At 52.6% G+C, this 18,462-nt stretch carries 14 protein-coding genes and 2 pseudogenes; 12 read left to right on the top strand and 4 right to left on the bottom strand.

Going from position 1 to position 18,462, the window contains the following annotated elements:
- Positions 1–15: 15 nt before the first annotated feature.
- The 3 genes from THEAE_RS0114280 to THEAE_RS0114270 all read left to right on the top strand — a co-directional run bounded on the left by THEAE_RS0114280 (position 16) and on the right by THEAE_RS0114270 (position 1,853).
- Positions 16–654 (top strand): response regulator transcription factor, encoded by a 639-nt coding sequence (locus THEAE_RS0114280; protein ID WP_028987953.1) that lies wholly within the window; start codon positions 16–18, stop codon positions 652–654.
- Between the two features lie 552 nt (positions 655–1,206).
- On the top strand, positions 1,207–1,365 hold the full coding sequence (locus tag THEAE_RS23090; RefSeq protein ID WP_156920637.1) for a hypothetical protein: 159 nt from the start codon (positions 1,207–1,209) through the stop codon (positions 1,363–1,365).
- Positions 1,362–1,853, top strand: a complete 492-nt coding sequence (locus THEAE_RS0114270; protein WP_028987952.1) for a hypothetical protein — start codon at positions 1,362–1,364, stop codon at positions 1,851–1,853. The genes THEAE_RS23090 and THEAE_RS0114270 overlap by 4 nt, the downstream gene beginning before the upstream one ends.
- 193 nt (positions 1,854–2,046) lie before the next feature.
- Here THEAE_RS0114270 and THEAE_RS21125 read toward each other — a convergent pair.
- Positions 2,047–2,727: pseudogene (locus THEAE_RS21125) on the bottom strand (IS1634 family transposase); the annotation flags it as partial.
- Between the two features lie 108 nt (positions 2,728–2,835).
- On the opposite strand from THEAE_RS21125, the pseudogene istA reads away from it, so the two are divergent.
- The 3 genes and pseudogenes from istA (at position 2,836) to THEAE_RS22195 (ending at position 7,751) form a co-directional block, all read left to right on the top strand.
- Positions 2,836–3,958: pseudogene (gene istA, locus THEAE_RS22690) on the top strand (IS21 family transposase).
- Positions 3,955–4,710, top strand: coding sequence for an IS21-like element helper ATPase IstB (gene istB / locus THEAE_RS0114255; RefSeq protein WP_039944479.1), 756 nt, complete (start codon positions 3,955–3,957; stop codon positions 4,708–4,710). Before istA ends, istB begins: the two are co-directional and overlap by 4 nt.
- Before the next feature lie 161 nt (positions 4,711–4,871).
- Positions 4,872–7,751 carry a leucine-rich repeat protein gene (locus tag THEAE_RS22195; RefSeq protein ID WP_028987949.1) on the top strand — a complete coding sequence of 960 codons (2,880 nt, stop codon included), beginning with the start codon at positions 4,872–4,874 and terminating at the stop codon, positions 7,749–7,751.
- A 376-nt stretch (positions 7,752–8,127) separates the two neighbouring features.
- Here THEAE_RS22195 and THEAE_RS0114245 read toward each other — a convergent pair whose 3' ends face one another.
- The 3 genes from THEAE_RS0114245 to THEAE_RS0114235 form a co-directional block, all read right to left on the bottom strand.
- Complete coding sequence (locus THEAE_RS0114245) at positions 8,128–8,427, bottom strand: hypothetical protein (RefSeq protein WP_028987948.1); 300 nt, start codon at positions 8,425–8,427, stop codon at positions 8,128–8,130.
- A 25-nt stretch (positions 8,428–8,452) separates the two neighbouring features.
- The gene (locus tag THEAE_RS0114240; protein WP_028987947.1) at positions 8,453–9,121 is read right to left on the bottom strand and encodes an HAD family hydrolase; all 669 of its coding nucleotides are present in this window, start codon (positions 9,119–9,121) and stop codon (positions 8,453–8,455) included.
- A gap of 208 nt (positions 9,122–9,329) precedes the next feature.
- Positions 9,330–10,994 (bottom strand): IS1634 family transposase, encoded by a 1,665-nt coding sequence (locus THEAE_RS0114235; protein ID WP_028987946.1) that lies wholly within the window; start codon positions 10,992–10,994, stop codon positions 9,330–9,332.
- Positions 10,995–11,476: 482 nt separating this feature from the next.
- Between THEAE_RS0114235 and THEAE_RS0114230 the strand changes: the two genes are divergently transcribed.
- From THEAE_RS0114230 to THEAE_RS0114205, 6 genes are all read left to right on the top strand, one after another.
- The gene (locus THEAE_RS0114230; RefSeq protein WP_028987945.1) at positions 11,477–11,845 is read left to right on the top strand and encodes a BlaI/MecI/CopY family transcriptional regulator; all 369 of its coding nucleotides are present in this window, start codon (positions 11,477–11,479) and stop codon (positions 11,843–11,845) included.
- Positions 11,846–11,885: 40 nt separating this feature from the next.
- The gene (locus THEAE_RS0114225) at positions 11,886–13,529 is read left to right on the top strand and encodes a M56 family metallopeptidase (protein ID WP_169729996.1); all 1,644 of its coding nucleotides are present in this window, start codon (positions 11,886–11,888) and stop codon (positions 13,527–13,529) included.
- A gap of 455 nt (positions 13,530–13,984) precedes the next feature.
- Complete coding sequence (locus THEAE_RS0114220; RefSeq protein ID WP_052330035.1) at positions 13,985–16,285, top strand: type IV secretory system conjugative DNA transfer family protein; 2,301 nt, start codon at positions 13,985–13,987, stop codon at positions 16,283–16,285.
- 170 nt (positions 16,286–16,455) lie between these two features.
- On the top strand, positions 16,456–17,355 hold the full coding sequence (locus tag THEAE_RS0114215) for a replication-relaxation family protein (protein WP_342665761.1): 900 nt from the start codon (positions 16,456–16,458) through the stop codon (positions 17,353–17,355).
- 6 nt (positions 17,356–17,361) lie between these two features.
- Positions 17,362–18,180 (top strand): conjugal transfer protein, encoded by an 819-nt coding sequence (locus THEAE_RS0114210; RefSeq protein WP_028987941.1) that lies wholly within the window; start codon positions 17,362–17,364, stop codon positions 18,178–18,180.
- A 24-nt stretch (positions 18,181–18,204) separates the two neighbouring features.
- The gene (locus tag THEAE_RS0114205) at positions 18,205–18,462 is read left to right on the top strand and encodes a hypothetical protein (RefSeq protein ID WP_039945253.1); all 258 of its coding nucleotides are present in this window, start codon (positions 18,205–18,207) and stop codon (positions 18,460–18,462) included.

Below are 18,462 nucleotides of genomic sequence, written 5' to 3'. Positions count from 1 at the left end.
AGGAGGTGAACGGGTTTGGAGAAAATCAGAATTTTGCTCGTGGAGGATGATCCGGTGTGGCAACACGCTTTGGCCGCGTATTTGGGGAAACAACCGGATTTTTGTCTGGTGCATGCCGCGGCAACCAAGGAAGAAGCCCTTTCGATCTTCCAACAGACGGAAGTGGATGTCGTTCTTATAGATATCGTGCTGACTCCCGGAAAGTACGACGGGCTGGATGCGGCTTTGGACATGTTGCGACAAAAACCGGCTGTCAAAATGATGATGCTGACTTCCGTGGAAGAAAGTGAAGTGATTCTGGATGCCTTCACCGCCGGGGCCGTCAATTATATCCCAAAGACGAAATATGAAAAACTTCCGGAAGCGATCCGTCAGGCCCATCAAAACGTGACGGTGATCCCGGAAGAAGTGGCGGGCGTGATCCTGGGGGAATTGCACCGGCTGAGACAAAGTGAATTGCAGCAACGGATCACATCCATGGAAAAAGAAATTCTTCAATTACTGGCCCAGGGATATACCCGATCCGGCATTGCCGAATATCTGCAAATATCAACGAACACCGTCAGAACCCATATTCGACATATCATGAAGAAATTGGGGGCCACCTCGGGCCAGGAAGCGGCGCAAATCGCGAAACGAAAAGGGCTGTTTTAAAGGAGAGGCCCAATTCAAGGGGGATGACGAAAAAATCATCCTTCCATATTTTGTCGAGTCCCGTATCATAAAAAATACAGACTGGATCGTTTGACCTATTTTGCTTGGGATTTTCGGTTGACTGGAAGGGAGCGCTTACGGGATCTGTGTTGGATGGGAAGTTGTGTGCCTGGGTCATTGTATGGATGATTGTGGGACTGACGCTTTGCATCACGTTTATCGAAATTCGATATGTTCACCTTAATCAGCGAAAATGGAGGTGGGAGCGAAGAAGGAAGCGTTAAAAAGCATATGCAGGATTCAGCAGAAGCCAAGTCATTGGCTTCTTTTTCACCTGTAAAATGGTGCTGAATCAGAAGGGAGGTGATGAGGAATGAAGAAGAATCGCATCAAAGTGGACAGGCCTGCCCCGCATTTCCGCTCAAGCCCTTCCTAAGCAGGTTTGGAGAAAAACGGTTTTTTGGTGACGGTAAACGTCTGACAGGGACCCTCCGTTTCGGCTTCAGTTGATTTTACCTCCGAAGTCCCTGATTACGGAAAGGAGGGATGACGATGAGCCTTGGCGTTTTGCCTCACCACGGCCATTTGTTCGAGCCGATTCGCGGCCGCGAAGAAAGTCAATTTTGCTTTTTGGAAGGAAGGATACGTCACGATTCGCGTTTTCGAGTGGAGGGAAGCATACGGCAGCAAGGATGGGGGAGGAGGGAATGACACAAACGACCCCTTACGGTTTGGTCGAATCCTGGTTGCTGTCCTACAATCTGTGGAAATCCAGAATTGAAGCATTGAAAATTCAACTGGAAGACATCCCGAACCTGGCACAGCACTTTGATTTGGTAGCGATCCATGGAAAGGGCCGGAAGAAAGATCCCGTTTTAAAAACGGTTGTGCATCGTTCGGAATTGGAAAACGAGATGTTCAAACTGGAAAGGCGAATTCGCCTGATCGACGTCTCTCTCCCCACGCTCACCCCGGAGGAAAGAGAGTTTGTGGAAATTCGTTATTTCAGTCAACTGGCCAGTTCTTTGACCATGGATCGCTTGCACTTATCGAAAAGGATGTATTACTGGCGGCGCAATAAAATCTTGGACAAGATCTACCAAGCCATGGGCGGTGAAACATGTTTGCCCGATTTTCTGGACGGTAAAGAAACGATGAACAATGAAACAACGGGTCCGGATCTGCAGACATGTTCATAAAGGGAAGAGAGATACATTCGGACAGCGAATGTGTCTCTTTTTTATTTTATTTCCCATACTACTTCAAAAGCACACAAGAACATTATAGAAGAGAATCCCAATCCCGAGTTCGACAGTTGCTAGGTAAATAAAATGCCCGTCATCCCTTGCGCAGTCTGGGTTTTCGGGCATAAGCATGTGAAACGGCGTGTATCTATGACTTGGGTTGGATTTCGAGGAACCTCGGAGGAGCCTCAATCCCAAGCGTATCAAAGGTTTTTCGTTGTTTGGCGGTCAATTCGGTGCTCTGGTACACGTCTCCGTTTTTCGAAGAAAAATGTCCGAGATGGATGCGATCCAGTTCCTTGCGAAATGCACTCCAAGTTTCGCCGGTTTCCACCTCGACAATGCGCACCAGCAGCAACGCCAGCCAACTGAGTAGAATATGCGCGCGAATGCGCTCCTCCAGACGATGAAACATCGGGCGAAGTTCTAGTGTCGTCTTCAGCGTACGGAACGCATCCTCCACATCGACGAGTTGCTTGTAGCCAAGCGCCACATCTTCCGCGGAAAGCGTGTCATCCGAAGTTCGGATCAAATACTTGCCGTCGTACTTCTCCGCATCGCGGATCGCCTGCTTATCCAGCTTGAGCGTCCCGTCCTTGAGCTGGCGCAAATACTTTCCGTAGGTCGGATGGGAGCGCAACTTACACGTTGCCTTCGTATGGGCTTGGCCGCTCAACTGCTTGAGTGCATTCAGTTCCACTTGCAGGTGGTCGATCATCTGTTCACGGCGAAGGCGATCCCGCTCAGCTTCCCTGGGATTGTGAACCAAGACATAGCGCTTGCGTGCTTCTCCATCACCGACGACGATGTCCTTGACTTGCAGATTTGTTGCCGCCGGAGTATAATTGACCCGGGATCGCCGGAAAGAAAATGACCCACCCCTGTAGAATAAAAGCCCTCTGAGGATATCGACCAAGATACGCAGAGGAGACTGTTTATGCTCAGGAGTGGGACAGTGATTAGCTTACACGAACTCAAAGCTATGGGCAAGAGCATTCGCGAAATCGTCCGAGAGACCGGTTATCGCTCGCAACACGGTACGCAAATATTTGCGCTCAGACGGCATCCCCGAGCGCCAGCCGCGCCCCAAACGCGGCTCGAAACTGGATCCGTTCAAACCTTTGCTCGACGACTACATAGCCCAAGGCATCACCAATTGCGAGATGCTGTGGGAACGCATCCAGCTTCAAGGCTATACAGGTGGCAAGACTATAGGCGAGTACATCGATGAACAGGGTGTCCTCCATAAGGTACCGGTGTTCGTCATGGTGCTCGGCTATTCGCGGGCGATATACGTCGAATTCGCCAAACGCTGCGACATCCGCAGCTTCCTGCATTGCCTCATTCATGCGCTGGAGTACTTTGGCGGTGTTCCGAACGTCATGCTCACCGACCGGATGAAGACGGTGATCCTGGGGATGGGCGACGATCGCAAGCCGCGGTGGCATCCGTTGTTTGCCGATTTCGCCGCTGCCATTGGCAGGGTACCGAGAGTCTGTCGCGCACGGCGTCCGCAAACAAAAGGCAAGGTGGAGCGCGGCGTTCGCTTCGTCAAAGACAACTTCTTGCCCGGACGCACATTCACCGATCTCGGAGACTTGAACGCGCAGGCTCGGAGGTGGTGTGACGAGAAAAATCGCCGTGTGCACGGCACCACGGGCGAACGCCCTTGTGACCGGCTGCCGCGGGAGAAGCTCCAGGACTTGCCCGCTGAGGAGAAACTCGCTCCGTTTCGCTTCGAGACGCGGCGCGTCAGTCAGGATGGCTTTGTCAGCTTCGACGGGGTGCGCTATGGCGTGCCGTGGGCCTACAGCGGTCGGGAAGTCGCCGTACGCTTGCTGCGGGGCCGCCTTGAGGTGTGGTTCGACGGCCGGCTGGTCGCCGAACATTCCCAGGTGCACCGTTCGCGTGCTGTCGTCATGCTGCCTGGTCAGTACGCCGGCCTTCAGGCTGCCCAAGGCCACGCCGCCGCTCGGCCGTGCGCGCGACAAGTCCCGATGGAAACGGTGGAAACTCTCTCGCTCGATCTTTATGACCGACTGGCGGAGGTGAGCGCGTGAGTGCCGTGATTGACGTTCGCGAACGCCTGGCCGAACTGGGACTGGAACACGCGGCGACGATTCTGGAGGATGCGTTGCGGAGGGCCACACGCGATAAAAGCGACTACCTGACCTTTGTGCAGACGCTGCTCGATTACGAGCGCGCAAAGCGGAGGCAGCGTAATCTCGAAGTGCGGACGAAGCTGGCGCACTTGCCCTATCGCAAAACGCTGGAGGAATTCGACTTTTCGTTTCAGCCCAGCATTGATGAGCGGATGGTTCGGGAATTGGCGACGATGACGTTTGTGGGAAGGCAAGAAAACGTGATGTTGCTCGGGCCTCCCGGCGTTGGTAAGAGCCATCTGGCTGTGGCGCTCGGTGTGGAAGCGATCCGGCAAGGGCTGTCGGTCTATTTCGTCAGTCTGACCCGGATGATGAGCGACTTACGCAAGGCGTACGAGGAGAATCTCCTGGATCGCCGCATGCGCGTCTACCTTCGACCGAAACTGGTCATCGTGGATGAGGTCGGGTATATGCCGCTGGACGCGGTGGCCGCCAACTTGTTCTTTCACATCGTGAGCGCACGTTACGAACGTGGAAGCCTTGTCATCACGAGCAACAAAAGCTTCGGCGAATGGGGCGAGCTGCCAGGGGATCGCGCACTGGCAACGGCCGTGCTAGATCGGCTGTTACACCATGCGCACATCCTGAACATTCGCGGCAACAGCTACCGCCTGAAAGAACGGCGGCAACTTGCCGACAAGGAAACTTGAGACCGTGGGTGGGTCAATTTTAAGTCGGCGCTAGCGGGTCAATTTCAACCCGGCGTTGACAGGTAGCGTGACAACTTTCCCGATTTCTGCTATATTTTAGTTAAATTATTAATCTATGAAATAATTTGTCGACACGTTTCGAAAGGTGGGGCGTTTGCAACATGAAGGTCGAATCGCGTTTTCTCGCCAAGTGCGCATGGATGCTTGCATTCGTGACGCTGCTGGCCGTTGGCTCGCACGCGGGACAGGTGAGGGCCGACGAATTGGTGTTTGAAGGTTTTCATTACATTGTTTTGGGGTCTAATGAGGCGGTAATTACGGGATACGATGGAGCCGACACGGAAGTGGACATTCCCGAAACGATCAACGGACTGACCGTGACCAAAATCGGGGATAGGGCATTTGATCGTACCTCTAATCCAAACAAGCTGACAAAGGTGACGATTCCGAACAGCGTCACGAAGATTGGTACATATACTTTTGCCAATAATCAACTCACCAGCGTGACCATCCCGGACAGCGTAACAGAGATTGGCCCATATGCTTTTAACCGTAATCAACTCACCAGTGTGACCATTCCGGACAGCGTGACAACGATAGGCAGTTCTGCGTTTGCCAACAACCAGCTCAAAAGCGTGAAACTTTCGAACAATATGACAACGATTGCGTTTGATCTCTTTTACAATAATCAACTCACCAGCGTGACGATTCCGGACAGCGTCACGGAGATCGGCATTGGGGCTTTTCGGTCCAACCAACTCACCAGCGTGACGATTCCGGACAGCGTCAGGAAGATTGACCAAATGGCTTTTTACAATAATGAACTCACCAGCGTGACCATTCCGGACAGCGTCACGGAGATTGGCGGTTTTGCTTTTTACAGTAATCAACTCACCAGCGTGACCATTCCGGAGAATGTCGGTTATATCGATTATAGAGCCTTCGCATATAACCTGATATCGATTGTGGTGATTGAGGGAGATCACACAACCTTTGGCATAGATGTATTTGCCCCTTCTGGCAAATGGAATTCCTCCGTAAACATCATCGCTCCCGAAAAATATGCAACTCAATTTGCCGGCACTTATCCATTTATCCCCATCGAGTCCATAGATCCGAGCGACATCGCGTTCAATCCGGACGGGAGCGGACACGTCTGGGTGCGAAGCGCGAAGACACAGGTAACGGTAAATTCCTCGTTCATGGGCGCGTATTATCAGTGGAGCGAATCTGACGCGCTGCCCGTATGGGATTCCGCAGATCCGGCTTCCGAAAACTGGACTTCTTTCAACAGCGGGGCCGAAATCCTCGCGCCTGATAAGACGGGCATCTGGTATTTGCACGTCATGGCCGAGATCGAAGTTGACAATGGCAGGACCGGACATTGGTCCCGTCATTCCGAACCGTTCTACATCGACGTCTCTTCTCCGAGCATCCGCTTGAGCGCTCCGCAAGCCCCGACCAATCAGGCTGTCAGCGTTACAGTAGAAGTTGAAGACCAAGATGGCGACTTGGCTGAGGTCAAATATGAAGACGGTCAGCACGATCAAACGTACTTTGCAAGCGGCAAAGGCACTCCGCTGGATCTGTCGGATCCGTCGACCCTGAACGCGCAAATCCTCGTAACGGACAACGGCTGGCTCAGTGTCTATGCGAAAGATCAGGCCGGCCACGAGGCGGTTCAACAAATCGAGATCACGAACATCAATCGCGTCAAACCCGTTATTACCTTGCGCGGCGACGCGGCGATGCAGGCGCCGCTGGGTTCCGCCTTTGCAGACCCGGGCTACACCGCCACGGATGACTTGGACGGCGACGTCACGGCCAGGGTGGTCGTCTCCGGCGATAGGGTCGATACGGCCAAGTTGGGGACGTATACGATTCTGTATGACGTGACGGATTCGGCGGGCAACGCCGCGGACCAGGTACGGCGCACGGTGCGCGTCTATGACCCTTCCGCGGGAAGTGGAGGAGAAAGCGGGGGAGGAAGCGGAGGAGGAAGCGGAGGAGGAAGCGGAGGAGGAAGCGGAGGAGGTTCAGTTCTGCCTCTGAACCAGTGGTTCGTTGCCGCGGGGGAAGGGAAAACGATCCGCTTGGGGAATGATTTCGTCCTTTCAATCCCGGCTGGCACCACTGAACAACCCCTGTTCGTGACCATCACGAAAGCGGCCGATGCGGCATCGGCCGGCGAGGGGCAGACCTTCGCCAGCGCCGTGTTCGAGATTGCCGGAGACAAGCCCGTTCCTCTCGGGAAACCAGTGACAATCTCGATCAAGTTTGATCCCGCCAAATCGGAAGACAACCGGAAGGTCTCCATCTTCTACTATGACGAAGAACAGCAGAAGTGGATCAGCATGGGCGGCAAGGTGGAGGGCGAATGGGTGACGGCGGAGACGGACCGTTTCGCGAAGTTTGCCATTCTGGCGACCGAAGCGGAGAAAGAGCCGCCAATCGAGACGCCTCCGGCAACACCGGCGCCGAGCTTTACCGACATCGCCGGCCACTGGGGGGAATCGTTCATTCGGGAAGCGGCGGCGAAAAGTTGGGTGAAAGGCTATCCGGACGGGACATTCCGGCCGAACCACCCCATCACCCGCGCCGAGTTTCTCGTCATGCTGGTTCAGGCCCTGGGGCTGGGTGATACCAAGGGAACAGCCGCCGGCGCATCCGGCTCCAAGGCGCCGCCCTTCGCCGATAAGGACCGGATCGCTAAGTGGGCCAAGGAAGCGGTGGCGCTGGCCGTTGAGAAAGGCATCGTGTCCGGGTACGCAGACGGCAGCTTCCGCCCGGATAAGCCCGTCACCCGCGCGGAGATGGCGGTGATGATCGCCAGAGCACTGGGGATGGCCGACCGCAACGTGGTACGGACCGACTTTACCGATGACGAAGCCATTCCGGCCTGGGCGAAAGGCGCGGCGGAAGCGCTGCGGGAAACGGGCATTGTCCTCGGCCGCGACGGTTTGCGCTTCGCGCCCGGCGCTACCGCCACGCGGGTCGAAGCCGTGGTGATGCTGCTTCGGGCGTTGGAGGTTCGGAAATAAATTCTGCGCGGACGCAAGACACCGATCTGCTCGCCCGAAAACGGCTTTTCAACCGTGACCGCGTGCCGGCGATCCCGAAAGCCGTCTACAAGGCAGATCCCCTCGCTCGCGCGTCTTTGGCGGCATGGGTCAGCTGAACAGCCGTTTAGATGCATTTTTCGAAACAACCATCGCTCCAGTTCTTTCATCTGCGGAATCGTTGGGGTCAAGTTGCTTATGGAGCTTCCTCCTTTCGGTGCGTATTTCGGCAAACTCGCTTCACCAAGGGAGAAGCTCTTTTTCTAATGCTCGCTTCCTCCATCTTCTTACTCCCGCGAAGATTTTACACTGCCAAGCTGGCTTGTTCAGCAGACCTTAAGTCCGGTCCGACTCGACCTCAACAGCCGTCATGAACAACTTTGCGTATCCTCTCGATATTCAGCAGCGCGCAGTATTCGTTGAAGACAAGGTACAGCGATTGATAATAGACGTAATCAAAATCGCTCCTGCCCGATTCAAAGCAATCCGACAGGTTGTCATACGCGTCCCATAACCCGTATTTCTTCAGCTCGATCCGTGACGGAGCGATCCCGTTATTTTTTTTCGCTTTCCATTCCTTTGCTTCTTGCTTGAGCTGCCCCACAACGCCGTGCGGATCGAAGATCACTTTCCCGGTCATGAACTGGACGTGGGACATCGTGCGGCGGTCACACCGCTACCCGTCATCCCAAATATTGATGAATCTCCGTCAGACTTCTTATGGTTCTGGCATGACGTTCATCATTCTTGCGATTCAGCCAGACGCCTTTCATTCCAACCTTCTCGCAAGCCAATACATCGGTTTCCAAACTATCGCCGATCATGATACACTGCTCCGGCTTTCGCCGAGCAACCTTGCAGGCCTCCAGGAAGATCTCGGGATCAGGCTTTGATACGCCAATATCCCCGGAAGCAACGACAACTTGAAAATAATCCGATATCCGGAGCTTTTCCAGTTTTCTTCGTTGCTGAACTGGATCGCCATTTGTGATGATCCCGAGTTTATAGCCCTTCAATGAATCCAAACAGGAGACAACATCCTCAAACGAAATCCAGTTTTCTTCAAAATGATGAAGGTATATCCCGAAATATTCCAGTGCACGATCCCGGTTTATTTCAATATCGGTTCCCGAAAGAAGATCCATCATCCGCTCGATCTTCTGCTGTTCAAATGTAAGTTCTCCGCGCAAAAATCGATTGAAGTGAATTTTGCCGATTTCCATCCAATCTTCGACAAACTTTTCCTCAGACCGTTTCAGTCTGCCGCCGAATTGACGATAGAACGCTTTTATGGCATTTCGTTCCGCTTTTTTGAAATCCAACAGGGTGTCATCCAGATCAAAAAATATCATTCAGGATGCCTCCTGACAGCGGCCGCTACTGTTCGTCATTCGATGTCCCCGTTGCTCCATGCAACTGAAAATATTCGCGATCCAGGATACTCATGATCCAATCGCTCTCCCATCGATCCCGAGTTCGACAGTTGCTAGGTAAATAAAATGCCCGTCATCCCTTGCGCAGTCTGGGTTTTCGGGCATAAGCATGTGAAACGGCGTGTATCTATGACTTGGGTTGGATTTCGAGGAACCTCGGAGGAGCCTCAATCCCAAGCGTATCAAAGGTTTTTCGTTGTTTGGCGGTCAATTCGGTGCTCTGGTACACGTCTCCGTTTTTCGAAGAAAAATGTCCGAGATGGATGCGATCCAGTTCCTTGCGAAATGCACTCCAAGTTTCGCCGGTTTCCACCTCGACAATGCGCACCAGCAGCAACGCCAGCCAACTGAGTAGAATATGCGCGCGAATGCGCTCCTCCAGACGATGAAACATCGGGCGAAGTTCTAGTGTCGTCTTCAGCGTACGGAACGCATCCTCCACATCGACGAGTTGCTTGTAGCCAAGCGCCACATCTTCCGCGGAAAGCGTGTCATCCGAAGTTCGGATCAAATACTTGCCGTCGTACTTCTCCGCATCGCGGATCGCCTGCTTATCCAGCTTGAGCGTCCCGTCCTTGAGCTGGCGCAAATACTTTCCGTAGGTCGGATGGGAGCGCAACTTACACGTTGCCTTCGTATGGGCTTGGCCGCTCAACTGCTTGAGTGCATTCAGTTCCACTTGCAGGTGGTCGATCATCTGTTCACGGCGAAGGCGATCCCGCTCAGCTTCCCTGGGATTGTGAACCAAGACATAGCGCTTGCGTGCTTCTCCATCACCGACGACGATGTCCTTGACTTGCAGATTCTCGCGAACATGATGGTATCGGCCTTTGCGGCTCATCGCTGCGTCCGTCGTTTCTTTGCCGGATCGCATTTTCTCCCCAACAATATAATGGCCGCCTGTGCGCTGCAATGTGCGCAAGTTGTCTTCGGAGGAGAATCCCCGATCCATGACGCTGATCACTCTGCCGAGTTTCCAGCCGACCAAGTCGCGCTTGACCTGATCGACGACGGACATATCCGACGTATTGCCCGGCCATACCCACGAGCGGATCGGAATTCCTTGACGGGTGACAGCCAATCCGATGACGACCTGAACCAGATCCGGACGTTTGTCCTTCGAAAATCCCTGCTTGCGCAAAGTGTCGTCTTCCGGTACATCGAACGGATCGACTTCGAAGTAAGAGGAGGTGGTGTCGAAGTAGAGCAGATCGACCTCCAGATTCAGCAAATCTGAGACAGAGCAATACACCTGGTGCTCCAGCTCCGACTGAACGTCCAGCAGTTCATCCATCGCCCGGTACAGTTGCTGACTGCTTACCTCGCTTATGCCTGGCAGATACACATCTTCCTTCACCCAATCTTCCATGGCCAGCTTGCTCGAGGGATTCAGCGCCCGATTCGCCACCATGGCGAAGATCAGACGTTCAATCGACGCTTGATGCTTGCGATCGCTGAACAGTTTCTCGAGGATTACATCCAGGCCGATCTTGTGCCACAGTTGATGGAGCAACCAGGCCCCACCCAGACGTTTGCTGGACTGGAACAGGAACTGGGCCGTTTCGCCGATCGCATTCTGTGCTTGCAAAGCCGCTTCCGGCGTAAGATAGCGGGCGATGCTTTGCACCAAGCGTTCCAGGACTGAGCGATCGATTTCATCTTCCCGACCGAACGAATAAATGACCTTGGCTTTGGCGTGTTTAGCGATGGGATCCCATTCATTGTGTGCTAATTGGAGGTAAGCGGTTGTGGATCCATTTTTATTTTTTCGAGAAACGCGGCGTATGTACATGCCTATATAATAACATAAAAAATCGCTATATACAAGAAAACATAAACCAAAACGTGTGCCTATGAAAATTCGTATTTTTTCTATTGGCAAACCCGAAGACCCTTGCTATTATGCGATTCTTGATTTTTCATGTGCCCCAAAATGCCGATTTACTGTCGAACTCGGGCCAATGGTTGTCCAACAAAACTTTTGAAATTGACGCAAGGCTTGCGCATGGAACTTATGTTGGTGTTTCAGTGTATTGTGTTCAGCAGGGTCTGTGCACTGGATCAGGGGAAATTAGATCTGCCTGGCGCTGAACTTCGCATGGATGACTGTTACGTTCCGCATCAGGTCCCGTTCTGCAATCCGATTCGCCAGCGGCTGCTTTTAGTGCTCGGACACCTTTTCAGAGTTGGAGTTCAATGGGGATTGACATTTCAACCTACAATATGTAGAATGAAATTAACCTACACAATGTAGATTAAAACAGGAGGATTTGCATGAAGAAAATTCAACAAATATCCGACGCGGAAAAACAAATCATGGAGATTATTTGGGAGGCTTCACGACCGGTAACGACGTCGGAAATCATTCAACGTTTGCCCGAGGGCAACACGTGGAAGCAAAACACAGTGATCACGTTTTTGGCCCGCTTAATGGAAAAAGGAATCATCAAGGCCATTAGAGTCGGAAAAGCGAACCATTACGAGCCGTGCATTACGGAACAGGAATACCGGAACTTTGAAACCAGGCAATTTATCAAGGATGTTCATAAAGGCTCCGTGCTGGGCTTGATCAGTACTTTGTGCGACAGCGGTGATCTGACAAGAGAAGATATTGAAAAACTGATGAAGAGATTGGAAGAATAGGTGGACTATGTGGACTCATGCGTATGACGAATTGTTCCTTATGTCGGTTGTGGCGGGGGCTTTGTATCTAATACTCAAAATTCTCAACAAGCTAACCGGAAAATATTTCACGGCAAGATGGCATTATTATTCTTACCTTATCCTCTACTCGTTTTTCCTTGTTCCCTACTATAAACTGGTTCCCGCGATGGATCTGGACTTTGCGACAAGAGGCGGGGTCAGGGGTACAGAAGGAGTCTCTGTTACTGGGCCGCTTCAACCTCTTGTTTCGATTCCCGCAGATCATCTTAATCCCGCCGTGGAAAGCATTCACCAGGGGATAGCGTCATTTATTTTTCAAATTTCACCTTTTATTTTCATGGCGGGGACGATTGTTTTTATCAGTGTCGTACTTACACAGCATTTCAGGTTGCATCTCCGCATGGTTCAAATGTGCCGGTTAACCAGTGATGGACCATTATTCAATGCGCTTTCGGAATGCAGACAGGAACTGGGCATCAAAAAAGTCATTCCGGTTTACATATCGCCCCACATCACAACACCTTTTCTCTATGGATTGTTTAAGCCGCGCATTGTGTTGCCCGACATGGAATTTACACCGGAAGAATACCGCCATGTGTTTCTTCACGAATTGACGCATTACAAGCGACGTGACCCATGGGTAAAAGGCCTGATGATGTTGATCAATGCGATTCATTGGTTTAACCCTTTTGCATGCATGGCCCGGCGGGACTTGGATCGGTTCTGTGAATTTTCCTGTGACGAAAACGTGGTTAAATCAATGGATCCTCAGGAAAGGAGGAGATATTGCGGATTAATCCTTAACGTTCTTTGGAATGTAGCAGATCGGCAGGCCAAATTATATTCCGCATTCAGTGACCATCGTAAATATCTTGAGAGGAGAATTGATATGATCTTGAAAAGTGAAGGTTCAAAGAGAAAAAAATCGGTTCGCATGCTTGCCTTTGCAATGACGCTTGCCATGGTATTCATAGGTACGGCCGCTGCATATGCCGGAAATGAAAATGCCACTCAGCCAGCTATTACTGCTGAAAGGAAACTTAACATAGCTTCTGAGAAAGTTGGCGGATCGATTAAGAATAATGAAAGTAAACACATTTTTCTTGATTCTTATTTCGAATCTGTCCCTACCCCTGCTGTTAATGGCCTGGGAAGTGAAGGTGCAGAGGTTGAAGCGGCTGTGAAATCGGGATCAATCGAGGTGATTCAAAATGGCTCCCTCATCAATGGTCTGGGAAGTGATGATACCGTTACTTTAAATGAGAGCTCCGGGGATCATCGGTTTTTGAGCGCTCTTCCTGAGAATGGCTTAAACAGCCCTAATCCAGCCGTTACAACGACAAAAATGACGGCCTCTGTTCAACCGAGCGGTATAGAACCATTGGGTACCGGAAATCTAAGTCCGGGTAAGGGATACACATTTGACAGACAAACGATTGGCAAGGGATCGCAAGTGACGATTAATGCATCTTGGACTCCGACCACTTCTGATCTTCAGGTTGGGCTTCTGTCCCAATCAACAAACACGATTTATTACGCAACGCTCACAGGAGGTGAAGATTCGGCGACGCTTCAGGTTAACACTACTGAAGAATATTCTATTTATGTAGGAAACCCGTCTCAATCTACTGTTCAATTCGATGTATCCTATATTATCAATTAAAGCGGACTGATCGTTAGTATTTGACATCAGCCACTGTTATGGACGGTGAATTTGGAACGGCCAATGACAGTGGTTTTTCGATCATCAAGTTGGCATTTTTTACACTTATTGCTTGAAGGGATTGCAGAAGAGGATCAATTTTTTGTCATGCGGCAAGTCGAGGAGATGGCCCGATGGATGAAGCGGAAACGGCCATCAACACGGGATATGTAACAAAAATGTGATTTTCATGTAACGAAAATGGGGATTTTTTGGTACAAACATGCGCCGAAATTGGGCCTAAATTGTTACGAAATTGTGTCGAAATTGTAATGGAATCCTGTTAAGATGGTATCGTAAGAAAAAAGGGACGAAATCCCGCCGTCGGGAGTTCGTTCCTTTTTCGTTTTCGGAAAGGAGGGAGAAATCAACCTGTCTTCGGAAAAGGGTATCGGCGATGGAAAGGGGGAGCGGCGATGCTCTCTTTTTTGTTTCCGAAATGGTGCAAGCCGGGCAAGGGGCCGGTAGGCCGGATGAAAGTTTTCGAGATTTGCCCGACAGCGGACTTGTCTTCAGCCGGTCCCGGTGAAGTTGCGTCATTTGTCAGGCACATTGCTCACCTGGGATTACCCCTTTCCCTTCGCTGGCGTTACGGTCAGCTTTATTTCCGTTTTCTGGTTCAGTGCAAAGGGCCGGCTGGCCGGATTCGCCTGTTTTATGCCGTTCCGGATATTCGGGTGATGGGCTTTACGGCGGCATTTCAGACCCATTTTTCAGGCATCTATTTGTTGCCTGCGTCTGAAGATGCCCTTTTTCTTCCGGAAGTCCAGGAATCCGCACTGGGAGCGGAAGGGCGGACAGTGAACCGCGGCCTGCTTTCTGTCGTGCCCTTTGCCTTTAAGGACCCGCTAAACGCCATGATGATGGCGATGGGAGCGGGAGAACTCCGGGACGGGGAAGAAGTGTGGCTGGACATGACCTTTGCTCCAGCCGCCGGAAGCGACCTGCGCAAGCGAATCGTGAAAGCGGAAAAATGGCTGCAATCGCCGGCCAATGAACCGGTTTCGTTGAAAGCCATCTGGCGGGAAATGAGCACAGATTCGAAGACGAGGCCGAAACAACGCCAGCTCACCGAACATCAATCGAGTCTGCTAAGGGCATTGCAGGGCAAACGATCAGAGGAGGAACCGGGTTTTTGGACAAGCTTTCGGGCATATATTCATTCCTTTTCTTCGAAAGCCCGGCTGCAAACGATGAATGCCGCCCTCCAATCGATGCGGGAACTCAACGGGATTTTTTTACACCCGGTTGCCGCGGAAAAAATCCAGCATCGCTTCGCTGGCGGAACGCCATCCCGGCCGGTTTTGCTGACCGCTTCCGAACTTGCTGCCTGGCTTCGGTTGCCGGATGCGGGCACAACGTCAGCGGCTCATATTCAGTCCGTGACAACCAAGATGATCGCGCCGCCGCACGATTTGAACGAAGGGATTTTCATCGGCAAGAGCAATGTGCCGGGCATGGAACGGGACATCCGGATGCCGGTGAATCAATTGCTGAAGCACACTTTTTTGGCGGGAACCACCGGTTCGGGAAAAACGTCCACGCTGCTGTCGATCATGGTCCGAATGGTGCGGGAACTGGAGCGGAATCCGGAGAAAGCGCCGGGGTTTACCTTTCTCGATCCGCATGGCGGAGGGATTGAAACGCTGCTCAGTTACATTCCCGAATCCTTGTATCCGCGTCTGCATATCATCCCGCTCGGTCCGACGGATCGGCCGCGCGGGTTTAACTTGTTCCAAAACGACCATCAGGTAGAAGCGGAATCGCTCACGGGGGAGTTTGTTGCAACCTTGCAGCAACTGTTTCCGGGTTCCCGTCCCCGTGCGGAACATTACCTGCGCAATGCCGTGCTCAGCCTGCTTTCCGCTCCTCCGCAAACGGTGCTTGGGATCGTCCAGATCTTTTTGAACGATTCGTACCGGGCTCAAATCCTGCCGCACCTGTCTCCGCACTTGCTGCATTTCTGGACGACGGAGTTTCAGCAAATCCATAATATCGGGGAGCATCTGGGACCGATTCTCAACAAGCTCGGAGCGCTGACGACCTACCCGACGTCCCGCCGGATGCTGGGACAACTTCAGAGCAGCATCCATACCCGTCAGGTGATGGATGAAGGACACATGGTCCTGATTGACGGTTCAGGATGTGTTCCGGATCTGCTCAGGATACTGGCCAGCCTGTTTATGATCGATTATCACTTTACATGCCGCAGGCGGCCGCCGCACCGCTCCCGCGCGCATTTCTTTTTTGCCGATGAGGTGCACCTATTCGCCACGGAGATTGTGGCCAAAATTTTGTCGGAAGACCGGAAGTTCGGTCTTTCGCTCTTTTTGGCCACCCAATATTTAACCCAGTTGTCTGACCGCATCCTTGAAGCCATTTTGGGCAACGTGGGGACGCTTATTTTGCTGCAGCTTGGCGGTCCGGATGCCGATCGGCTGACGCGCTGGTTAAAACCGCAGATTACCCCGGGCGACCTGATGAATTTGCCCGAATTGAACGCCATCGTGAGGACCAAAGGACAAAACGGAAAGTTGGAACTTTTTACGATGAAGAACGACATGGTACCGATTTTGCACGAAGAATGGATCCGCAAAGCCTGGGCCTATTCCGATCGGCATGACGGCCGCCCCGTGGAGGACGTCGACCGGGAGCTCATGTTGCATCGCCTTGACGAAGCGAAACTGACAGACCGAAACCGGGGGAGGAGAAAGTGACCGTACGCACCATAAACCCGACATCGAACCGGACATAAAAACAGACACAACATGAGACATAAAACCCATTCATTGTTCAGTGCCAACAAAGCGCGAAACAACGCGGCATCGCACCGCTGAAGAAAACGAGACAATCACATCTCCACTCCGCCCCCCGAAAGAAGGGAGGAATGATGCCGCACATGTATGAGGCAGCAAAAAAGGAAGTGCTGCTGGCGCTGTACCAACATACCGTCCTGACGGCCGGTCAGTTGGAAGTGCTGCTCCATTACCGGAAATCAAGCATTTACGGAATGATGGTGGAATTGAAGCGCCAAGGGCTGGTGCGGCGGGTTCCGCTCACGTTTTTGCGAAATCACCGTGTCGGGTATGCCCTTTTGCCGGACGGAGCGAAAGTCGCGGCGGTATTGTCCGGGGAAGAGCAGCATTTTCGGCAGAAATCGTGGCAGGACCCGCCGGTGCAATTGGAGCACGAATACGGGGCCAACGAGTTTTTCATTTCGCTAATTCGCCACAGCCTTTCCCGGGAACAGGAAGGAATGGCGGAATGGTTGTCCGCCCGGGATGCGGCGGAACGTTATGCCCACTTTAAAAGTTCCGGTGCCAAATATTATCCGCTTCGTCCGGATGGTTGCGGCCTGTACGTCAGGCCCCAGGGGAGATTGGTGTTTCACCTGGAGTACGATACCGGATCGGAAAATTTGAGCCGGTTGCAAGACAAATTGCTCAACTATGCGCGGGTACTGGCGGGTATTTGGGAACGTGTGGAGTCGGTGCACGTGCTGGTGCTGACGAAAATTCCGGGGCGAACCCGGCACATTCTGGAAGACGTCTGGGATCCGCTGTTACATGGTGTGTTGTTTGGACAGCGTGTGCCGAAAGTCTGGGCGATCAGCGAGCCGGATTGGATCGCACACGGGCCGCTACAAGCGCTCTGGCTGGGGGCGGGAGGCAAGCGGCAGACCTTGTGGGAAATGGATCTCCTCTCCCCCGTGTCCCACGCGCTACCCCTTTTGGGCAAGCAGCAGCGGGAACGATCGCCGGCGGAAAAGTGGAAGAAAAAGAGGTGAAGCCGGATGGGCCTGCGACTGGTACCCAGAATCCTGCTCTGGATCATGCTCACGGTATCCGCGCTCGGCTCCATTTCCCTGTGGATCCGGCCGGAGGCGGAGGAATCCCAACAAGCCGAACAAATGATGCTGGAGCAACAGATGGCCATCAGCACGGCGGCGAATTTTATCCGCGAGTGGATGACCTGGAGCGGAGAGGAAACATCCGAGGAACGCGGCGGAAGATTGAAACCTTACGTCAACCGGTCGGATGTTGCCCGTTTCAGTTTCCTTCAGCCGGCGGGGAAAGAAACCAAACAAACGGTCCTGGCGGTGGAGTTCGTCTCTTTACAACGGCAAGGGAACGGCAGGTATACGGTCCGACTTCGGGCGGTTGTTTTGAATCCGGCCCGCAGCATCTGGTACGTGGAAGTGCCGGTGGGAGTGCGGCCGGAACAGGGAGCAGCCGTTATGGATCTCCCTGTCCTTCTTCCCGTGCAAGAGCCGCCGGAACTGCCCGATGAAGGACAAGCCGAGCCTCACGCGGCGAGTGAAGTGAAACTCAGAATGCGTCCTTCGATCGAGGGATTTTTAAAGGCGATGTGCGCGGAAGCCGTGCCGGGGAATTTGGCGAATTATGTGGACAGCGACCGCACTTTGATCCCCTTGCAGGGCCGCGTTCAGTGGGTTTCCCTGGACGACATGCAAGTGTACGGCAGCGGTCCTTACACCGTAAGGGCGATGTTCACGGTGCGGGATGCGGCTACCGGTACCGTGTTTCCGCAAGTGTGGAAACTTCGGGTAAAGGAGGACAATCAAAAGTTTTTTGTTCAGTCGATCGGATAAGAAGTTGGTTTGGGGGTGGGGGAAGTGAACGGAGATTTTATCGATACCGGTCTTCTCGTGATCAAACGCATCCTCCAGGCGATTTTTTTGACCATCGCCATTTACCGCGGTGTCAAAATGTATGCCAACGGGGAGAACAACCGGTTATGGAGCCATATTGTCCTGTCGGTCATCCTCGGGGTCTTCGTATTCTTCCCCGGCATCGCGAAATATTTGGCACTGTACGTGCTCAGGAAACTGAATATTGAAATCGACGGATTGACCGACACGTTGCCGGGGTGA

Source organism: Thermicanus aegyptius DSM 12793 (assembly GCF_000510645.1).
GTDB lineage: Bacteria > Bacillota > Bacilli > Thermicanales > Thermicanaceae > Thermicanus > Thermicanus aegyptius.
This window is presented reverse-complemented; position numbering and strand designations above follow the sequence as displayed.

What these genes read in the sequence shown, in the direction of transcription:
- THEAE_RS23090 (WP_156920637.1), top strand. Translation starts at nt 1,207, where the DNA reads ATGAGCCTTGGCGTTTTGCCTCACCACGGCCATTTGTTCGAGCCGATT.
- THEAE_RS0114270 (WP_028987952.1), top strand. Translation starts at nt 1,362, where the DNA reads ATGACACAAACGACCCCTTACGGTTTGGTCGAATCCTGGTTGCTGTCC.
- THEAE_RS22195 (WP_028987949.1), top strand. Translation starts at nt 4,872, where the DNA reads ATGAAGGTCGAATCGCGTTTTCTCGCCAAGTGCGCATGGATGCTTGCA.
- THEAE_RS0114245 (WP_028987948.1), bottom strand. Translation starts at nt 8,427, where the DNA reads ATGTCCCACGTCCAGTTCATGACCGGGAAAGTGATCTTCGATCCGCAC.
- THEAE_RS0114240 (WP_028987947.1), bottom strand. Translation starts at nt 9,121, where the DNA reads ATGATATTTTTTGATCTGGATGACACCCTGTTGGATTTCAAAAAAGCG.
- THEAE_RS0114235 (WP_028987946.1), bottom strand. Translation starts at nt 10,994, where the DNA reads ATGTACATACGCCGCGTTTCTCGAAAAAATAAAAATGGATCCACAACC.
- THEAE_RS0114230 (WP_028987945.1), top strand. Translation starts at nt 11,477, where the DNA reads ATGAAGAAAATTCAACAAATATCCGACGCGGAAAAACAAATCATGGAG.
- THEAE_RS0114225 (WP_169729996.1), top strand. Translation starts at nt 11,886, where the DNA reads ATGTCGGTTGTGGCGGGGGCTTTGTATCTAATACTCAAAATTCTCAAC.
- THEAE_RS0114220 (WP_052330035.1), top strand. Translation starts at nt 13,985, where the DNA reads ATGCTCTCTTTTTTGTTTCCGAAATGGTGCAAGCCGGGCAAGGGGCCG.
- THEAE_RS0114215 (WP_342665761.1), top strand. Translation starts at nt 16,456, where the DNA reads ATGATGCCGCACATGTATGAGGCAGCAAAAAAGGAAGTGCTGCTGGCG.
- THEAE_RS0114210 (WP_028987941.1), top strand. Translation starts at nt 17,362, where the DNA reads ATGGGCCTGCGACTGGTACCCAGAATCCTGCTCTGGATCATGCTCACG.